The sequence below is a fragment of the Cupriavidus phytohabitans genome (assembly GCF_017815025.1).
Classification (GTDB): domain Bacteria; phylum Pseudomonadota; class Gammaproteobacteria; order Burkholderiales; family Burkholderiaceae; genus Cupriavidus.
Genome location: NZ_JAGIQB010000032.1, coordinates 28282 through 46194, shown reverse-complemented (window position 1 = coordinate 46194; position 17913 = coordinate 28282). Strand labels below are relative to the sequence as shown.

Below are 17913 nucleotides of genomic sequence, written 5' to 3'. Positions count from 1 at the left end.
CTCCTCCGCACCCTTTCCGGGTCCTTTGACAGCATGGTAGGCGGCGTCCGCCGCCGTCTCTTCGTCCGAGCAGACTAGGGGGTATCCCGAGGAAAGGCCGCGCCGCAGGCGGTATCCGGCCATGCACCGCGTTGCATACCCGGCGCCGCATACAGCCGGGCGAGCGCTGCCGCGCATCCGGACAAGCCCGAGGGCGCCAACTGCAGCGCGTGGGCGCTCAGCAAGCCCCACAGGTGCGCGACCAGCAGGCCCGCCTGTCCTGGCTCGGCCATTCTTGCCGCCAGCGCATTACGCAAGATCCCGGCACCCTGCAGCACGCGCGCCCGCAGCGGACACAGCGCGCAGTCAGCGCCGCACTTGTGCTGCAGCAGGAACGCCAGCAGGCTGACATGGCGTGCCATGCCATCGCCATCGAGCAAGGCGGCGAGCGTCGGCTCCAGCCCGTCCACGCCCGCGCCGGCGTGGTGCCGGGACAGCGGGGCGAGCCGTTCCGCAAGATCCGCTTCGGCACAAGACAGCAGCGCGCCCATCAATGCAGCGCGCGAGCGGAAATGCGCATAGACCGCCCCGCGTGTCATGCCGATGGCGCGGGCCACGTCGTCCAGCGTGACGCAATGCACGCCCCGCTGGCGCATCAGCTGCTGCGCACTGGCAAGAATGCGCCCACGCGTGGCATCGGCATCGTCGCGGCTACGCCGGGCCATCGGTGCGGAGGATGCCGTCTTAAACGAAATGCACGTCGTCCGGCCCCCAGTGCGCGCGCATGCTTTGGATGCGCCCGTCCGCGCCGAACGTCATGATGTCGGTCACGTCGACGCGTGCCGCACGTCCATCAAGCCGCGCATGGACCGCGAAGGTCAGCGCCGCGGCGTTGCCGTGCGATCCGCGCGCCGGCGCAACCACCTCCAGGCGCGCGCCGCGCGAAGTGGCATGCTGGTAGAAGGCGAGGATGGCCGGCTTGCCGGCAAGCGGCTGTGTGCCGACCGGATCCTCCACCGTGGCATCGTCCGCGTAGAGCGCGGCGACGCCCTCGGCATCGCCGGCATTGAAGCGTTCGACATAGGCAAGCAGGGTGGCCTTCATCGCGGCGCTATCTGGCATCGTCCTCTCCTTGTCCGTCAGCGCGCGGTGTAGCCGCCGTCGATCACCAGCTCGGCGCCGGTGACGTAGCGTCCGGCATCGGACACCAGATAGAGGATGCCCGCCGCGATGTCGCGCGGCTGCCCGACCTTGCCCATCGGCGTCTGGCTGCCAAGGTAGCCGAACAGCGCCTCGCCCTGCCCCGAGACCTGCGCCACGTGTTCGAGCATCGGCGTGCGGATGTAGCCCGGATGGATAGAGTTGGCGCGGATCCCCTTGGCGGCATAGAGCATGGCGTCGGTCTTGGCCATCATCCGCACCGCGGCCTTCGACGCGTGGTAAGGCGGCACGTCCGGCCCCGCGGCAATGCCGTACATCGACGACACGTTGACGATGGCTCCGCTGCCCGCGCGCTCCATGTGCGCGATCGCATGCTTGGTGCACAGGAAGGTGCCGGTCACGTTCACCGCCATCACCTGCTGCCATTGCTCCAGCGCCACCTGGTGGGTCGGTTCGTTCGGGCCTTCGATGCCTGCGTTGTTGACGAGGATGTCCAGCCCGCCGAAGCGCGCCGCGACCGCATCCAGCACGCGCGCCACGTCGCTCTCGCTGGTCACGTCGAGCTGCCAGAACGCGGCCTCGCCGCCTGCGCCGCAGATGGCCTCGGCGGTGGCCTTGCCGTCCGCTTCCAGCACATCGAGCACGGCGACCTTCGCGCCAGCCGCCGCCAGCACACGGGCGGTTTCCGCGCCGATGCCGCGCGCGGCGCCGGTGATGGCAGCCACCTTGCCGCGCAGGTCGAACAGGCTATACGGGTATTCCATGATGTCTCCTCGGGTGTCGTTGTATGGGTATGGGCGCGCCAATTATGCCGCGACGGCCTGGGCGGTATCGGCGAGGAAAGCGAGGCATTCGCGATTGAAATACGCGGCGTGCTCGACCATCACCCAGTGCCCGCAGCGGTTGATCATGACAAAGCGGGCATCGGCGCAGCCGCCGAGGAATTTCATCGCGCCCGAGGCAGGATTGAACTGGTCTTCCGTGCCCCAGAAACCGAGCACCGGGCAGCGGATCTCGCCCAGCCGCGCGGTCAGGTTGGGCACCTTCATGGTGGCCAGCACCTCGCGCGGCTGCTCGCGGCACACCGCCATGCGCTCGTCCACCAGCGCGTCGGTGACCAGGCTGGCGTCATGGACCAGCAACTGCAGCAACTGGCGCATCGTATCCGGGTTCATGTGCCCGCCGGTGAACAGCGACACCATGCGCTGGATGCCTTCCATCCGGAAATAAGTCTCGCGCTCCTCCACGCCGCCCGGCGCCATCATCACCAGCCGGCTCACATGGTCGGGATAGTCCAGCGCGTACTGCAGCGCGATCGCGCCGCCGAGCGAATTGCCGACCAGCACGCAGCGCGGCAGCTCCAGTGCCAGCAACTGCTCGCGCAGCGCGGCGACGAAAAAGTCCAGCGTGTATTCGACGTCGTCCGGCTTTGACGACAAGCCATACCCTGGCAGGTCCACCACCACGGTACGGAAGCCTGCCGCGGCGAAGGCCGGCACGTTGAAGCGGAAATTGCTGTGCCCGCTCGCCCCCGGCCCGCTGCCATGGATAAAGACCACGGGTTCGCCACTGCCCGCGTCCAGGCAGTGCAGCCGCAGGCCCCCGGAAGTGGTGACGAAGCGCCCGACCGGCAGGTTCGGATGCAGGGATGAAGGCGTTTGCTGCGGCGTAGCGGACATAAGGGGTGTCTCCCGTGTGATTGCGACCGATTTCTGGAGCGATATCTGCGAGCGATATCTGCGAGCGGTGTTTGCCAGCGATATTGCGCAGCCCCGGCATGCCGGGCATCGTTCATTCGGACTACGAGCGATCCGGCCACTTCTCCTACGATGGGCCCTCCATGCATCAGGGGGACCCCATGACAGGATTCGACTACACCGGCCAGAGCGTGCTGGTGACGGGCGGCATGCGCGGCATCGGCCGCGCCATCAGCGAAGCCTTCCTGCGCGCCGGCGCGCAGGTCTTCGTCTGCGGACGCACGGCGCCCGCGCACGACGGCGAGCTGCCGTGCGCAAACGGGCGCAGTGCCCGCTTCATCGCCGCGGACATCCGCGACCTCGAACAGGCCGATGCCATGCTTGCCGCGATCGCCCAGGCCAGCCCCACGCTCGATGTCGTGATCCACAACGCCGGCGGCTCGCCGTACGCACTGGTCGCCGATGCCTCGCCACGCCTGCTGGAATCGGTGATCCGGCTGAACCTGGTGGCACCGCTGCAGCTGGCGCAGCGCGTCAACGCCCGCATGCAGCAGCAGCCCGGCGGCGGCACGCAGCTGTTTGTCGGCAGCGTCAGCGCGCTGCGGCCCTCGCCCGGCACCGCGGCCTATGGCGCCGCCAAGGCCGGCATCCTCAATGCGGTGCGCACCCTCGCGGTGGAATGGGCGCCGCGCGTACGCGTTGCCGCGGTCAGCCCGGGCATGGTGCTGACCGACACCTCGCGCGACCAGCACTACGGCGATCCCGAGGCGTTGCGCGCGATGGCGGCGACGGTGCCGCTGAACCGGCTCGCGCAGCCCGACGATATCGCCAGCGCCTGCCTGTTCCTGGCTTCGCCGCAGGCGTCATACGTGTCCGGCGCCAACCTCGTGATCGATGGCGGCGGTGAACGTCCGGCCTTTCTTGGCGCGGCTTCGCTGAACCGCGCCGCGTAGGGAAACCGCAGGTCCGCTGCGTCAGAGAAAACGCCCCCGAGGGGCTGCGCCTCAAGGTTGCAGGCTAGGCGCAAAGCGCAGCAATAGCACGGCTATTGCGAGCATTTGCAACGACGCATGCGGCCTTGAGGCGTAGTCCATCGGGGGTGCTTTTCGACTGACGCAGCGGACTAGTCCATTCTGCCGATTTGTGCAGGTCTCCCCCTCTCTACGCTTGCGGCCAGAGCGCGCCATTCGAAGTGCCAGGCCATGAACCACCACCGAAACCAAGGGGAGACCACCATGCAACAACCACCACGCGGCCCAGTGAAGCGCCGCAGCCGGCTGCGGCCGATCGCCATGGCCGCGATGACGGCACTGGCCACGCTGCTCGCGCCTGCCGCATATGCCGGCGACACCATCGAATTCGGCCGCGACACCACGCTCGACTACAGCGTCACCGCGTCCTACGGCGCGGCAGTGCGCACCGGCCACCGCAGCGACACGCTGCTGAGCCCGGCCAATATCAACGGCGACGACGGCGACCGCAACTTCAAGCCCGGCGACATGATCGCCAACCGCGTGTCGCTGCTGGGCGAAGCCCACCTGCGCCACGGCGCCTTCGGCGCACTGGTGCGCGGCAGCGTGTTCTACGACTGGGCCTACCGCGGCACCAACTCGAACAACGCGCCGTTCACCGTCAACCACAGCGGCCCGTTCAACCAGTTCACGGAATCGGCGCAGGACTACCACGAGCACCGCGCCCAGCTGCTCGATGCCTATGTCTACGGCACCACGCCGGTCGGCGGCACCCAGCTGAGCTTCAAGCTGGGCAACCAGGTGGTGGCATGGGGCGAGAGCCTGTTCTTCGCCAATATCGCCGGCGCGCAGGGGCCTGCCGATGCCACCAAGGCCTTCGTGCCGGGCGCCGAGGTCAAGGACATCCTGCTGCCGGTGCCGCAGGCATCGCTGCAACTGCAGGTCACGCCGTCATTCAGCCTGATGGGCTACTACCAGTTCACCTTCAAGCCGAACCAGCTGTCGGCGCCGGGCAGCTATTTCAGCACCAGCGACCTGGTCGGCCCGGGCGCGGAGTTCATCATCGGGCCCGGCTTCCGCATTCCGCGCGGGCCGGACATCCGCCCGTCCGACTGGGGACAGTGGGGCGTGGGCGCGCGCTGGCGCGTGTTCGAAGGCACCGAGGTCGGGCTCTACCAGCTGCGCTACCACGACAAGAACCCGAGCGTCGTGACCTCGATGTTCCCTACGCTGCAATACCAGGAGACGTTCTACGGCGGCATCAACCTGACCGGCGCCAGCTTCTCCACGCAGATGCTCGGCGCAAACATCGCCGGCGAGGTCAGCTACAAGGACGGCATACCGATGCTGGTGGACGTGGCCGGCTCGCCCACCGCGTCGCGCGGCAAGGCGCTGCAGGGGCAGCTGTCCGCGATCTACTCGGTGGGGCCCACCTTCCTCGCCAACTCGCAGGCGCTGCTCGGTGAAATTGCCTACCTGCATGTGCTCAGCGTCGATCCGGTGATGGGCTTCAGCCAGCTGACCAACACGCGCAACTCGGCGGCGTTCCAGCTGGGCTGGTCGCTGACCTACAACAACGTGTTCGACGGCTGGGACCTGACCGTGCCGCTCACCTATGCGCACCAGTTCAGCGGCCGCTCGGCAGTGGCCGGCGCCTTCGGCACGCTGATGGGCTATGGCGACCGGCGCGCCAGTGCGGGGGTGACCTTCAAGTACCTGAACAACCTGGAACTCAACCTGACCTACGCGGCGTTTATCGGCGGGCCGAGCATTACCAACCGCCCGCTGGCCGATCGCGACTACGTGGCCTTCAACGCCAAGTACTCGTTCTGACGCCCGCATTGTCCCAGGCTGCCGCGGCACCAGGCCGCGGCAGCGCAACCCGTTTCCTGCCATGCACGCTGACCAGATCGCCACGCTCAGTCAAGAACTCCACCACGCGCTCGTCTCGCGCTCGCCGGTGCCGCCACTGAGCGGCCGCGGCCTGGCGCTCGATGTGAACGACGCCTATCGCATCCAGCAGGGCTTCATCGCCCACCGCCTCGCCGCGGGCGACCGCGTCGCCGGCAAGAAGATCGGCGTGACCAGCAAAGCCGTGCAGCAGATGCTGGACGTACACCAGCCGGACTTCGGCATCCTGCTGCAGAGCATGCACTACGCCGCGGGCCAGCCCATTCCGACCGACACGCTGATCCAGCCCCGCGCCGAGGGCGAGATTGCCTTCTTCCTGCGGCGCGACCTGCGTGGACCGGGCGTGACGCGCGAGGACGTGCTCGACGCGACCGAGTCGGTGGCGGCGTGCTTCGAGATCGTCGACTCGCGCATCCGCGACTGGCGCATCCGCATCGAGGACACCGTCGCCGACAACGCATCCTGCGGCGTCTACGTGCTCGGTGACGAGCGTGTCAGTCCACACGGCCTCGACCTGGCCGCCTGCGCGATGACGCTGGAGAAGAACGGCGAATGCGTGGCCACGGGCCTGGGCAGCGCCGCGCTCGGCCATCCCGCCGATGCGGTGGCCTGGCTGGCCAACACGCTGGGCAGCTTCGGCATCCCGCTGCTGGCCGGCGAGGCCATCCTGTCGGGCTCGCTCGCCGCGCTGATCCCGGTGCAGGCCGGTGACCGGCTGTCCATGCACATCACGGGCATCGGCGGCTGCAGCGCCGCGTTTTGCTGAATTTCTTGCTGACTCCCTTGCTGACTTCCTGATTCCTTTCACCCGCCACGCGAGACACCATGAACAAGATCCGATGCGCCCTGATCGGGCCCGGCAATATCGGCACCGACCTGCTCTACAAGCTGCGCCGCAGCGACATCCTGGAACCGGTCTGGATGGTCGGCGTGGAGCCGTCATCCGAGGGCCTGGCGCGCGCGCGCGAACTCGGCCTGAAGACTACCAGCGACGGCATCGACGGCCTGCTGCCGCACCTGGAGGCCGACGATATCCGCATCGCCTTCGATGCCACGTCGGCCTACGTCCACGCCGAGCACTCGGCCAGGCTGACTGCGCGCGGCGTGCGCGTGATCGACCTGACGCCGGCGGCGATCGGGCCGTTCTGCGTGCCGCCTGTCAACCTTGAGGCCCACATCGGCAGCAACGAGATGAACGTGAACATGGTCACGTGCGGCGGCCAGGCCACCATTCCGATGGTGTATGCGGTGTCGCGCGTGCAACCGGTGGCCTATGGCGAGATCGTGGCGACGGTGTCGTCGCGCTCGGTCGGGCGGGGTACGCGCCGCAATATCGACGAATTCACGCGCACCACGGCGGGCGCGATCGAAGCCGTGGGCGGCGCGCGCCAGGGCAAGGCCATCATCGTGATCAACCCGGCCGAGCCGCCGCTGATCATGCGCGACACCATCCACTGCCTGACCGACGAGGCGCCCGACGTCGCGGCGATAACCGCGTCGGTGCACGACATGATCGCCGAGGTGCGCAAGTACGTGCCGGGCTACACGCTGAAGAATGGCCCGGTGTTCGACGGCAAGCGCGTATCGATTTTCCTGGAGGTCGAGGGCCTGGGCGACTACCTGCCCAAGTACGCCGGCAACCTCGACATCATGACCGCCTCCGCCGCCCGCACCGCGGAATGCATTGCCGCCGCGATGCTGTCCTCCACCCCCGCCACCCCCGCCACCACCACTGCCTGAGGAGCCACGCCATGGGCCAACGCATCACCCTGCACGACATGACCCTGCGCGACGGCATGCACCCGAAGCGCCACCAGATCTCGCTGGAGCAGATGAAGGGCATCGCCCGCGGCCTGGACGCCGCCGGCGTGCCGCTGATCGAAGTGACCCACGGCGATGGCCTGGGCGGCGCCTCGGTCAACTACGGCTTTCCCGCGCACAGCGACGAGGAATACCTGCGCGCGGTGCTGGGCGAACTGAAGCATGCACGGGTGTCCGCGCTGCTGCTGCCCGGCATCGGCACCGTCGACCACCTGCGCATGGCGCACGACATCGGCGTGCAGACCATCCGCGTCGCCACCCATTGCACCGAGGCCGACGTGTCCGAGCAGCATATCGGCATGGCGCGCAAGCTCGGCATGGATACCGTGGGCTTCCTGATGATGGCGCACATGGCGCCGGCGCAGACGCTGGTGCAGCAGGCGCTGCTGATGGAAAGCTATGGCGCCAACTGCCTGTACATCACCGACTCGGCCGGCCACATGCTGCCGCAGGACGTCACGGAGAAGCTGACCGCGGTGCGCCAGGCGCTGCGTCCCGAGACCGAACTGGGCTTTCACGGCCATCACAACCTCGCCATGGGCGTCGCCAACTCGCTCGCCGCGATCGCCGCGGGTGCCACGCGTATCGACGCCGCTGCCGCCGGGCTGGGCGCCGGCGCCGGCAACACGCCCATGGAGGTGCTGGTGGCGGTGTGCGAGCGCATGGGCATCGAGACCGGCGTCGATGTGTTCCGCATCGCCGACGTGGCCGAAGACCTGGTCGTGCCGATCATGGACCACCCCATCCGCATCGACCGCGACGCGCTCACGCTCGGCTACGCCGGCGTGTATTCGTCGTTCCTGCTGTTCGCCAAGCGCGCCGAGGCCAAATACCGCATCCCCGCGCGCGAGATCCTGGTCGAACTGGGCCGGCAGCGCCTGGTGGGCGGGCAGGAAGACATGATCGAGGACACGGCGATCACGCTGGCGCGCGCGCGGGGACTGCTCGCGGCATAGGGCGCCGGCTTGCTGCTTCACCGCTGGCGCCGCGGCCATGCAGCGCTTTCCATACCCATCAGAATGAGGAGACAGGTTCCATGCTCAGACTTCCGGCCCCCTTGCGGCTCAGCCTCGCTGCCGCGGCCCTGGCCGCGGCGGCCACCCCCGCCCACGCGCTCAACGTGCTGCTGACCAATGACGATGGCTGCGCCGCGCCCGGCATCACCGCCGTGCGCAAGGCCTTGCAGGATGCGGGCCACCGCGTCATCACGGTTGGCCCGGCCAGCAACCAGAGCGGCTCCGGTGCCGCCTATGCCGTGCCCGATGGACGCACGCGGCTGGTGGTGGAACCGCTCGCCGGCGGCCCCGACACGTACTGCGTGCACCGGGTCAAGCCCACCTACGTGGCCAGCGGCGCGCTCGATGCCACCAACGCCGACTACATCGGCAGCGGCTCGCCGGTCGATGCCACCGCCATGGGCCTGAAGATCGTCGGCCCGGAAAGCGGCTTTACGCCCGACCTCGTCGTCTCCGGCGCCAACTTCGGCGAGAACCTGTCGGACTCGATCCCGCATTCGGGAACGGTGATGAACGTCCTGTTCGCCGCGCGGCGCGGCGTGCCGGCCATCGCGCTGAGCGTCGGCGTCGACTTTGCCGAAGCCCGCAGCGGCTTTCCCGCGACGCTGGCCGCCTTCCCCAAGGCCGGGGCCTTCCTGGCCCGCGTGATTGCCAGCCTGGAAGCCACGCGTCGCGCCGGCCAGCCGCTGCTGCCCGTGGCCCATCCGCTCAGCATCAACTACCCGATCGCCGCTGGCGGGCAAGCCCCTGCGGGGGTGCGACTGACGGTGCCGGGCACGGTGGACTCGTTCACCACCGCGTACAAGCGCAATGCCGACAACACGGTGTCCATCGAAGCCGGCGCAGCGGAAACCGAGTTGAAAGCGCTCGCCCGCACCGCCGAGACGCCAGCCTTCCTTGCCAAGTTCATCACCATCTCGCCGCTCGACGTGGATTTCCGCCCGACGCCGCTTGCGCGCGGCCTGTTCAACCGCTCGCACCGCGACCTGGCCGCGCTGGCGCCCTGAGGACGAGATCATGGGCAAGCATCTCGGAAACTGGCGCTACCTCTTACCCGCATGCGCGGTGGCGGCCCTGGCGGCATGCGGGGACGACGCATCGCGCGACATCAGCGGCACCGCCGCGGTCGGCGCGGCGCTGGCGGGCGCATCGGTGCAACTGCACGATACGCAAGGCCAGGTGCGGCAGGCGACAACCGACGCCAGCGGTGCCTTCCGCCTGGCCGGCGTGACGGACGGCGCGGTGATGGTGCGGTGCGACGGCGGCCTTGCACAGGGCAATGCCAACCGGCAGCAGCTCCACGGTTTGGTGCAGGCAGGGCAAACCATCAACTGCACGCCGCTGACTGAACTGGCACTGTGGAAGCTGCTGGACGGGCCGCCGGCGCGCGTCTTCGACAGCTTTGGCCCCGATCATGCGACTCGCCTGACCGCCGATGCCATCGCCGCGGCCGAGCAGGCGGTGCTGGACGCGCTGGCCGAGGGCGCCGCTGTCGACATCGATCCCGCCGCCGTGCCCCGCCGCTGGCATGACACGCCGCTCGCGGCCGGCAACCCCGGCGATCCGCACGACGCCGCGCTGGACGCCATGCGCGATGCGATAGCCGACCAGGCAGCGCTGGACCTGATGGGAGAGATGGTGGTGCACGGCGTTTGCCGGGCCGACGACACCTGCGGATAAGCGGCACGGCTGAGTGAAGCAAGGGCGCTTGCCGCGCGCAAGTGCCGGTGCTTCTCCTACAACCCCGGAGCGGAAATGTCCCCTTTGGCAAGAGGGTAGCGTTTCCGCTTTTTTTATTCGTTGTTGAATCTTTTTTTGAGCACGGGCGTGATGCGGAGCCCGCGGTGCTTTTGCCGTTACACTTCCCCGACCGTATTCGGCGGAATTTTTACAGCCTGCCGCAACATTGCGTCAGGCCCGCGGCGGGTATAGACTTGCGCGCCGCGTGCGCCGCCCGCCCCAGGAAGCATGCAAGGAATCGCAATCCTGCCCATGACCCGCTCCGTCCCGTCCCGCTTCCACCGCCTCCCGCTATGCGCAGCCAGCCTGCTCGCCCTGTCGTGCCTGTCATGGCCGGCGGGCGCGCAAGCTCCGGCCGTGGGCGCCACGCCGCCCATGCCGCCCATGCCGGCCGCGACGCAGCCGGCCACCGTTGCCGGCCCTGCCACAACCGCTTCGGCCAATACCGCCACCCATGTCCTCACCCTGCGCCAGATGGGCGCCTATGGCCCGATCGCGCTGCGCGGCGTGGACCACGCCCGGCAGCTCGACATCGGCGTGCGGCTCGATGAAGTGGTCACGGCGGCCAGGCTCAGGCTGGCCTTTACCTATTCGCCGGCGCTGGTGTTCCCGCTGTCGCATATCAAGCTGACGCTGAACGACGAAGTCATCGCCACGCTGCCGCTGGAAGAAAAGGAAGCCGGGCGCCTGGTCACGCGCGAGGTCGATATCGACCCGCGCTTCTTCACCGACTTCAACCACCTGCGGGTGCAGCTGATCGCGCACTACACGCTGGACCATTGCGAGGATCCGCTGCACTCGAGCCTGTGGGCCGATATCAGCCCGGCCACCACGGTCACGCTCAAGACCTCGCGCGTGACGCTGCCGGACAACCTCGCGCTGCTGCCGGCACCGTTCTTCGACCGCCGCGACAACCGCCGCGTGACCGTGCCGTTCGTGCTGCCGGCCGGCGCCGACGGCGCGACGCTGCGCGCCGCCGGCGTCGCGGCATCATGGCTGGGCGCGCTGGCCGCCTGGCGCGAGGCGCGCTTCCCGGTGGCGCGGACCACGCCGGCGGGCAGCGACGCCATCGCCTTCGTCACGCCGCAGACCATGCCGGCGGGCCTGAACCTGCCGGCCATCACCGGCCCGACCGTCAGCCTCATGCCCAGCCCGGCCAGCCCGGACCGCAAGCTGCTGGTGGTGGCCGGGCGCAATGCGCAGGAGCTGCAGACCGCGGTCAATGCCCTGGTGCTGGGCAAGGCGGCCATGGCCGGCAACAGCGCACGCGTGGAATCGGTGGACATCGGCAAGCCGCGCCGGCCCTATGACGCGCCGGCTTGGGCGCCGACCGACCGCCCCGTGCTGTTCCGCGAACTGGTGCCGGACCCGCAGGACCTGCAGGTGGCCGGCAGCGATCCGAACCCGATCCGCGTCAACCTGCGCGTGCCGGCGGACCTGTACGACTGGACCCGCAGCAGCGTGCCGCTGAACCTGCGCTACCGCTATACCGCGCCGCCCACCTACAACGACTCGGTACTGAGCATCGACATCAACGACCAGCTGGTGCGCTCGTACCGCCTGCGCCCGCTGGCCAGCACCGACGACCACAACGTGGTCAGCGTGCCGCTGCTGTCGGGCACCACCGCGTCGGCATCGCAGCGGGTCGGCATCCCGGCGTTCCGCGTCGGCAGCAACAACCAGATGCAGTTCCAGTTCCATATCGATTCGCAGAAGACGGCGCTGTGCGGCGGCACGGCGACCGATGTGGCGCGCGCGGCGATCGACCCCGACTCGACCATCGATTTCAGCCGCTTCTCGCACTACACCGGGCTGCCCAACCTGGCGTACTTCGCCAATAGCGGGTATCCCTTCACCCGGCTGGCCGACCTCGCCGACACGGCCGTGGTCATGCCCGACGCGCCGACCGCGATGGACCAGGAAGCGCTGCTGTCGCTGCTGGGCCATATGGGCAAGTGGACGGGCCTGCCGTCGCTGCGCGTGACGGTGGTGCCGACGTCGAAGATCGACAGCGTGCGCGACCATAACCTGCTGCTGATCGGCACCGGCAGCGGCGCCGCCACGCTGGAAAAATGGGGCAAGTCGCTGCCGATGCTGATCGCGCGCGGCAAGACCGAGATCTCGCTGCGCGACCAGCGCACCGGCATCCGGTCGAACTGGCTGGGCGGCGTGCGCGAGGACCCGGTCGCGCCCGTGGGGCGCGCCATCCTGTCCGCCGATGGCCCGGTAGCGGCGCTGGTCGGCTTCGAATCGCCGCTGGCCGACGGCAACACCGTGGTCGCGCTGACCGCCACCGAGGACCGCCGCGTGGCCGACGTGCTGGACGCCCTCGAGAACCCCGGCAAGGTGGCGCAGATGCGCGGCGACCTGACCGTGATCCGCCAGGACCAGGTCGATGGGCTGCGCCTGGGCGAGCGCTACTACGTCGGCGACCTGCCGTGGTACGCGCGCATCTGGGTGCGGGTGTCGGCCTTCCCGAGCCTGCTGGCGATCGGCGGGCTGCTGGCCGGGCTGGTGGTGGCACTGTCGCTGTTCTGGACACTGGGCAGGCTGGCTGCGCGGCGCGGCGGGAGCTGACATGCGGCGCATGCTGACAGGCCTGGGCCGATGGCTGGCAGCCGGTGCGCTGGCTTGTGCCTCGCTGGCCGCCGCTGCTGCGCCCACGCCCGCGCCGGCCTGCAAGTGGGCCGACTGGGAAGCTTTCCGCCAGCACCTGATGAGCGCCGACGGGCGCGTGATCGACCGCAGCTCGGACAAGCAGGCCACCGTGTCCGAAGGACAGGCCTACGGCCTGTTCTTCGCGCTGGTGGCCAACGACCGCGCCAGCTTCGACAAGCTGCTGGCTTGGACCGAGAACAACCTGGCGCGGGGCGACCTGGTCTCGCACCTGCCCGCGTGGATCTGGGGCAGGCTCACGCCCGGGCAGGCAGCCAGCACCGGCCACGCTGACAACCGGGGCAACCCGGGCAGCGGCTGGGGCGTGATCGACAGCAACCCGGCATCCGACGCGGACCTGTGGATCGCCTACGCGCTGCTGGAAGCGGGACGACTGTGGCAGGAGCGACGCTTCACCGCGCTCGGCACCCTGCTGGCGCGACGCATCCTGCGCGAGGAAACCGCGGTGCTGCCCGGCCTGGGCCGCACCGTGCTGCCGGGACCGCAGGGCTTCAGGCTGGGCGACAAGCGCTGGCGCCTGAACCCCAGCTACGTGCCGCTGCAGGTGATGCGCCGGCTGGCCGCAGCGCTGCCGGAAGAGCCGGCGTGGCAGCAGATGGTCGGCACGACGGCCCGGCTGATGCTGGACACCGCGCCACGCGGCTTCTCGCCCGACTGGGTCGAATACGAAGCGGGCCGCGGCTTCCTGCCCGACACGGCAACCCGCGCCGAATCCGCCTACAACGCGATCCGCGTCTACCTCTGGGCCGGCACGCTGGCCGCCGACGAGCCCCAGCGCGCCGCGCTGCTGCGCACCTTCGCGCCGCTGGCCGACTATGTCGCCGCCAGGGGCTATCCGCCCGAGCGCATCGATACCCAGACCGGCCAGCCTGGCCCCAACGCGGGCAACGGCGGCTTCAGCGCCGCGGTGGCGCCATACCTGGCCGCGCTCGGCCGCGCCGACCAGGCCGCCGCGCAGGCACGCCGCACGCGCGAGCTGGCGCTGCGCGAGCCCGGCGGCCAGGCCGGCTATTACACCCAGGTGCTGACGCTGTTCGGGCTCGGCTATCTCGAGGGCCAGTACCGCTTCGCCAGGGACGGCGCGCTGCTGCCTGCTTGGAAGACCGGATGCCCCGCGCGCTGAACCCGATGCTGATGCCGGCACTGTTCGGCGCCGCCGCGGTGGCGCCGCTGGCGCTGGCCCAGCAGGCCGCCACTCCCTCGCCCGAGCTGGCGCAGCTGCTGTCCGCGGCGCGCATGTGGGATGCCAAGAACCGCACCGACGTGGCGCGCGGCATCCTCGACAAGGCACTGCTGATCGATCCAAACCAGCCCGACGCGCTGATGCTGATGGGCCTGATCGAGCTGCGCTCCAACCGCCCGCTCGAAGCCGAGAAGATCCTGCGCCGGCTGCGCCAGGCCAATCCCGGCCACCCCGCCACGCTCGAACTCGAAGACGCCTGGCGCATCGCCACGCGCGACAAGGCCGAGATGGCGCGCATCCGGCTGCTGGCGCGCGCCGGCAAGTCCGACGAGGCCATTGCCCGGCTGCGCCAGCTGTTCCCGCGCGGCGCCCCGCGTGGCGAGCTGGCGATCGATTACTACCGCATCCTGGCCGGCACGCCCGCCGGGCGCGCGGCCACCATCGCCGAGCTGCGAACGCGCGTGCGCCAGAGCCCGGACGACCTGCGCCTGCAGATGGCCTTGGCCAGCCTGCTGACCGACCGCGAGGCGACGCGCCAGGAAGGGCTCGGCATCCTGCAGCGCATCGCCCGGCGGCCCGACGGCGACCGCAAGGGCGCGCTCGAGATGTGGCGGCGCACGCTCTACAACGTCAGCGACGATCCCGCGTACTACAAGTGGTACGAGGCCTACCTGCAGGAAGTGCCGGACGACGACGCCGCGCGGCAGACGCTTGCCGAGCTCGGCAAGCGCACCACTGTGCGCCAGCGCGAGCAGGCCAGCCCGGCCTACCAGGCGCGGCGCGAAGGCGAGAAGCAGCTGGCGCGCGGCAATGTGCGCGAGGCCGAGACCGCGCTGGAGAGCGCCAACCGCAAGCGCCGCGACGAAGGCGAAACGCTTGGCAACCTGGGGCTGGTGCGCCTGCGCCAGGGACGCCACGACGAAGCGCGCGAGCTGTTCACGCGCGCCGCCGAGCTCGATACCGGCAACCGCGGCAAATGGCGCAGCCTGCAGGGCACCGCCACGTTCTGGGGCACGCTGGCCCGCGCGCGCGAGGCCAACGCCCAGGGCAAGCCGGCGCAGGCCGAAGCGCTGGCGCGCCAGGCGTTGCATCATCAGCCGGACAACGCTAATGCGCGCGCCATCCTTGCCGACGCGCTGATCGCGCAGGACCAGCCGGCCGAGGCCGAACGCCTGCTGCGCGCCAACCTGGCCGGCCCCGAGCCCGACATCGGCAGCCTGCGCACGCTGGTGAAGCTGCTCAACGAAAGCGGCCGCGGCGACGAGAGCGGACCGCTGATCGCCAGCACCGCGAGCCGCCTCACGGGTTCGTCCGAAGAACTGCGCGGCCTGCGCGCCGAACTGCTCGCGCTGCAGGGCGAACAGCTGCTGGCGCAGCGCAAGCAGAGCCCGGCGCTGGCGCGGCTGGAAGAATCGATCCGGCTGGCGCCGCAGGATCCCTGGACGCGCTTCACGCTGGCGCGCGCCTACCGCGACCTGGGCCTGCCGGTGCTGGGGCGGCGCGTGATGGACGAAGGCGTGGCCGCAACCGACAACGCCGAGATGCGCTATGCCGCGGCGCTGTACCTGAATTCGGTCGACGACATCGACGCCGCCAGTGCGCTGCTGGCCGGCGTACCGGACGCCGCGCGCTCCGACGGCATGCGCCGCCTGTCCGGCAACCTGGCCGCGCAGCGCCTGCTGCGCGAAGCGCGCCAGCTCTCCGCGCAGGGCCGCGAAGACGAAGCGACGGCCAGGTTGCGCGCCGCCGCGGCCGAGGTGCCCGACGATCCGCAGATGCTGGCCGCGGTCGGGCGCGAATGGATCGCGCTGGGCCAGCCCGACACCGGCCTGAAGCTGGTCACGGACTGGCTCGATGCGCATCCGGACGATCCCGCCATCGACGTGCGCATCCGCTACGGCGAACTGCTGGCCGCGGCCGAGCGCGACGATGCGCTGCGCGCGTGGATCGCAGACGTGCGCGCGCGTCCCGGCCTGAACGCCGCGCAGCGCGCCGACCTCGACGACCAGTCGCTGCGGCTGGCGGTGCGAGAGAGCGACCGCCTGATTGCCGAGGGCGATTTCTCCGGGGCCCAGCGCACGCTGATGGCAGTGCCCGAAGCGCAGCAGCGCGAGCGCCGCTGGCTGCTGGCGCTGGCCGACCTGCGCGAGGCCCGGGGCGACTATGCCGGCGCCGCCGACGCCGCGCGCCAGGTGCTCGCGGCCAACCCCAGGGACGCCGGCGCGCGGCTGATGGTGGCCAACATGCTGGAGCACCAGGGCGACGAGAAGCAGGCGCTGGAGATCGTGCGCGCGGTGCTCGCCGACACCGCCGAGGACGACATCGACACGCGCCTGTCGATCGCGCGCCGCTTCACCGCGATGCGGCGCGAGGACGAAGCGCTGGCGGTGGTCGGCCCGCTGCGCCAGCGCTATCCCGAGCGCGCCGACATCGCGGTGCAGGCCGGGCGCATCGCGCAGTCGCGCGGCGATTTCGACGAGGCCGCGGCGCTGTACCGCGAGGCGCGCGTGATGGAACAACGCGAGGGCGTCAGCCCGCGTTTGGACGACACTGCCGAGGGCACCGCGGCCGGCCGCGCGCTCGCCTCGCTCGAAGCCCGGCGCGAAGGCCAGGTGGCCTCGGCGGTGCTGTTCTCGCACAAGACCGGCGATCCCGGCATCTCGCGCCTGCTGGCGACCGAGATCCCGCTGTACGTGCGCATCCCGCACGGCTACACCGGCCACACCTTCTTCCATGCTGACACGGTGCAGCTCGAAGCCGGCACGCTGCCCGCCGACAACGAGCTCGCCTCGCGCGACTTCGGGCGCATCCGCGCGCTCGGCAATACCGGCCTCGGCCCCATCGGCCAGAACGACCGCGGCGTGGCAATGGCCGCCGGCTACGAATTCAACGGCGCCTACAACAGCTGGCGTGCCGACATCGGCACCACGCCGCTGGGCTTCTTGCGGCAGAACATCGTCGGCGGGCTGCGCTGGCGCGGAGAAATGGGGCCGGCATCGACCACCATCGACGTATCGCGGCGCGCCGTCACCAGCAGCCTGGTGTCGTACGCGGGCGCCACCGATCCCGCCCATGTCGACCCGGCCACCGGCGTAGTCACGCCCGCTGCCACCTGGGGCGGCGTGGTGCGCAACGGCGTGCATGTGCGCTATGCGCGCGACGTGGGGCGCTTCGGCCTGTTCGCCGATCTCGGTTACGGCATCTACACTGGTCACAATGTCCTGACCAACCGCGAGTTCACCGTGCGCACCGGCTTCGACGTGCCCGTCTTCGTGCGGCGCGACCAGCGCCTCACCAGCGGCCTGGTGCTGAACTACTGGCGCTACAGCGAGAACGAGCGCTACTACAGCTTCGGCCACGGCGGCTACTACAGCCCGCAGCGCTACCTGTCGTTCGGCATCCCGCTGGACTGGACCGGGCGGCGCGACAAGCTGTCCTGGCGCGTGCGCGGCTCCGTGGGGCTGTCGAGCACGTATGAGAAGTCAATGCCGTACTACCCGACGGATTCCCGGCTGCAGGAACTCTCCGGCAATGCCACCTATGGCGGCGGCTCCGGCGGCGGCTTCAGCTACACCATCGGCGCGGCGATCGAATACCGCTTTGCCCCGCACTGGGTCGCCGGCGCGGTGTTCGAGATCGACCGCTCGCGCGACTACGCGCCAAACCGCGCGCAGGCCTACGTGCGCTATGTCTTCGACAAGCAGCAGGGGCCCGTGCCCTACCCGCCCACCACGGTGCGGCCATACTCCACCTACTGA

14 protein-coding genes are annotated in these 17913 nt (G+C 69.9%); 10 read left to right on the top strand and 4 right to left on the bottom strand.

Features of this window, described 5'->3' with window-relative positions; genetic code table 11:
- Positions 1-74 precede the first annotated feature (74 nt).
- The 4 genes from J8I34_RS21425 to J8I34_RS21410 are packed head-to-tail and all read right to left on the bottom strand — an operon-like array spanning position 75 to position 2819.
- Complete coding sequence (locus tag J8I34_RS21425) at positions 75-704, bottom strand: TetR/AcrR family transcriptional regulator (RefSeq protein ID WP_209806932.1); 630 nt, start codon at positions 702-704, stop codon at positions 75-77.
- Positions 705-723: 19 nt separating this feature from the next.
- A complete protein-coding gene (locus tag J8I34_RS21420) occupies positions 724-1101 on the bottom strand; it encodes a nuclear transport factor 2 family protein (RefSeq protein ID WP_209806931.1) in 378 nt (125 codons plus the stop codon).
- A 17-nt stretch (positions 1102-1118) separates the two neighbouring features.
- Positions 1119-1904: an SDR family NAD(P)-dependent oxidoreductase gene (locus J8I34_RS21415; RefSeq protein WP_209806930.1), complete on the bottom strand. Its 786-nt coding sequence runs from the start codon at positions 1902-1904 to the stop codon at positions 1119-1121.
- Between the two features lie 42 nt (positions 1905-1946).
- Positions 1947-2819, bottom strand: a complete 873-nt coding sequence (locus J8I34_RS21410) for an alpha/beta fold hydrolase (protein ID WP_209806929.1) — start codon at positions 2817-2819, stop codon at positions 1947-1949.
- A gap of 179 nt (positions 2820-2998) precedes the next feature.
- Here J8I34_RS21410 and J8I34_RS21405 point away from each other — a divergent pair, with 179 nt between their 5' ends.
- The 10 genes from J8I34_RS21405 (at position 2999) to J8I34_RS21360 (ending at position 17913) form a co-directional block, all read left to right on the top strand.
- Positions 2999-3790: an SDR family oxidoreductase gene (locus J8I34_RS21405; RefSeq protein ID WP_209806928.1), complete on the top strand. Its 792-nt coding sequence runs from the start codon at positions 2999-3001 to the stop codon at positions 3788-3790.
- A gap of 282 nt (positions 3791-4072) precedes the next feature.
- Positions 4073-5641, top strand: coding sequence for a DUF1302 domain-containing protein (locus tag J8I34_RS21400; protein WP_209806927.1), 1569 nt, complete (start codon positions 4073-4075; stop codon positions 5639-5641).
- Positions 5642-5702: 61 nt separating this feature from the next.
- Complete coding sequence (dmpE, locus tag J8I34_RS21395; RefSeq protein ID WP_209777170.1) at positions 5703-6485, top strand: 2-oxopent-4-enoate hydratase; 783 nt, start codon at positions 5703-5705, stop codon at positions 6483-6485.
- A gap of 59 nt (positions 6486-6544) precedes the next feature.
- Positions 6545-7459, top strand: coding sequence for an acetaldehyde dehydrogenase (acetylating) (locus J8I34_RS21390; RefSeq protein WP_209806926.1), 915 nt, complete (start codon positions 6545-6547; stop codon positions 7457-7459).
- Between the two features lie 11 nt (positions 7460-7470).
- Positions 7471-8496, top strand: coding sequence for a 4-hydroxy-2-oxovalerate aldolase (dmpG, locus tag J8I34_RS21385; protein WP_209806925.1), 1026 nt, complete (start codon positions 7471-7473; stop codon positions 8494-8496).
- Between the two features lie 80 nt (positions 8497-8576).
- On the top strand, positions 8577-9563 hold the full coding sequence (gene surE, locus J8I34_RS21380) for a 5'/3'-nucleotidase SurE (RefSeq protein ID WP_209806924.1): 987 nt from the start codon (positions 8577-8579) through the stop codon (positions 9561-9563).
- A gap of 10 nt (positions 9564-9573) precedes the next feature.
- Entirely contained in the window at positions 9574-10236 is a 663-nt protein-coding gene (locus tag J8I34_RS21375) for a hypothetical protein (protein ID WP_209806923.1), read from the top strand.
- A gap of 312 nt (positions 10237-10548) precedes the next feature.
- Positions 10549-12873, top strand: a complete 2325-nt coding sequence (bcsB, locus tag J8I34_RS21370) for a cellulose biosynthesis cyclic di-GMP-binding regulatory protein BcsB (protein ID WP_245176052.1) — start codon at positions 10549-10551, stop codon at positions 12871-12873.
- Position 12874: 1 nt separating this feature from the next.
- On the top strand, positions 12875-14095 hold the full coding sequence (gene bcsZ, locus J8I34_RS21365; RefSeq protein WP_209806922.1) for a cellulose synthase complex periplasmic endoglucanase BcsZ: 1221 nt from the start codon (positions 12875-12877) through the stop codon (positions 14093-14095).
- The gene (locus J8I34_RS21360; RefSeq protein ID WP_209806921.1) at positions 14080-17913 is read left to right on the top strand and encodes a cellulose synthase subunit BcsC-related outer membrane protein; all 3834 of its coding nucleotides are present in this window, start codon (positions 14080-14082) and stop codon (positions 17911-17913) included. Before bcsZ ends, J8I34_RS21360 begins: the two co-directional genes overlap by 16 nt.

Excerpts from the sequence above, each read along its gene's own strand:
- J8I34_RS21375 (WP_209806923.1), top strand. The coding sequence starts at position 9,574 with ATGGGCAAGCATCTCGGAAACTGGCGCTACCTCTTACCCGCATGCGCG.
- J8I34_RS21400 (WP_209806927.1), top strand. The coding sequence starts at position 4,073 with ATGCAACAACCACCACGCGGCCCAGTGAAGCGCCGCAGCCGGCTGCGG.
- bcsZ (WP_209806922.1), top strand. The coding sequence starts at position 12,875 with ATGCGGCGCATGCTGACAGGCCTGGGCCGATGGCTGGCAGCCGGTGCG.
- J8I34_RS21405 (WP_209806928.1), top strand. The coding sequence starts at position 2,999 with ATGACAGGATTCGACTACACCGGCCAGAGCGTGCTGGTGACGGGCGGC.
- J8I34_RS21425 (WP_209806932.1), bottom strand. The coding sequence starts at position 704 with ATGGCCCGGCGTAGCCGCGACGATGCCGATGCCACGCGTGGGCGCATT.
- dmpG (WP_209806925.1), top strand. The coding sequence starts at position 7,471 with ATGGGCCAACGCATCACCCTGCACGACATGACCCTGCGCGACGGCATG.
- J8I34_RS21415 (WP_209806930.1), bottom strand. The coding sequence starts at position 1,904 with ATGGAATACCCGTATAGCCTGTTCGACCTGCGCGGCAAGGTGGCTGCC.
- dmpE (WP_209777170.1), top strand. The coding sequence starts at position 5,703 with ATGCACGCTGACCAGATCGCCACGCTCAGTCAAGAACTCCACCACGCG.
- J8I34_RS21390 (WP_209806926.1), top strand. The coding sequence starts at position 6,545 with ATGAACAAGATCCGATGCGCCCTGATCGGGCCCGGCAATATCGGCACC.
- J8I34_RS21360 (WP_209806921.1), top strand. The coding sequence starts at position 14,080 with ATGCCCCGCGCGCTGAACCCGATGCTGATGCCGGCACTGTTCGGCGCC.
- J8I34_RS21410 (WP_209806929.1), bottom strand. The coding sequence starts at position 2,819 with ATGTCCGCTACGCCGCAGCAAACGCCTTCATCCCTGCATCCGAACCTG.
- J8I34_RS21420 (WP_209806931.1), bottom strand. The coding sequence starts at position 1,101 with ATGCCAGATAGCGCCGCGATGAAGGCCACCCTGCTTGCCTATGTCGAA.
- surE (WP_209806924.1), top strand. The coding sequence starts at position 8,577 with ATGCTCAGACTTCCGGCCCCCTTGCGGCTCAGCCTCGCTGCCGCGGCC.
- bcsB (WP_245176052.1), top strand. The coding sequence starts at position 10,549 with ATGACCCGCTCCGTCCCGTCCCGCTTCCACCGCCTCCCGCTATGCGCA.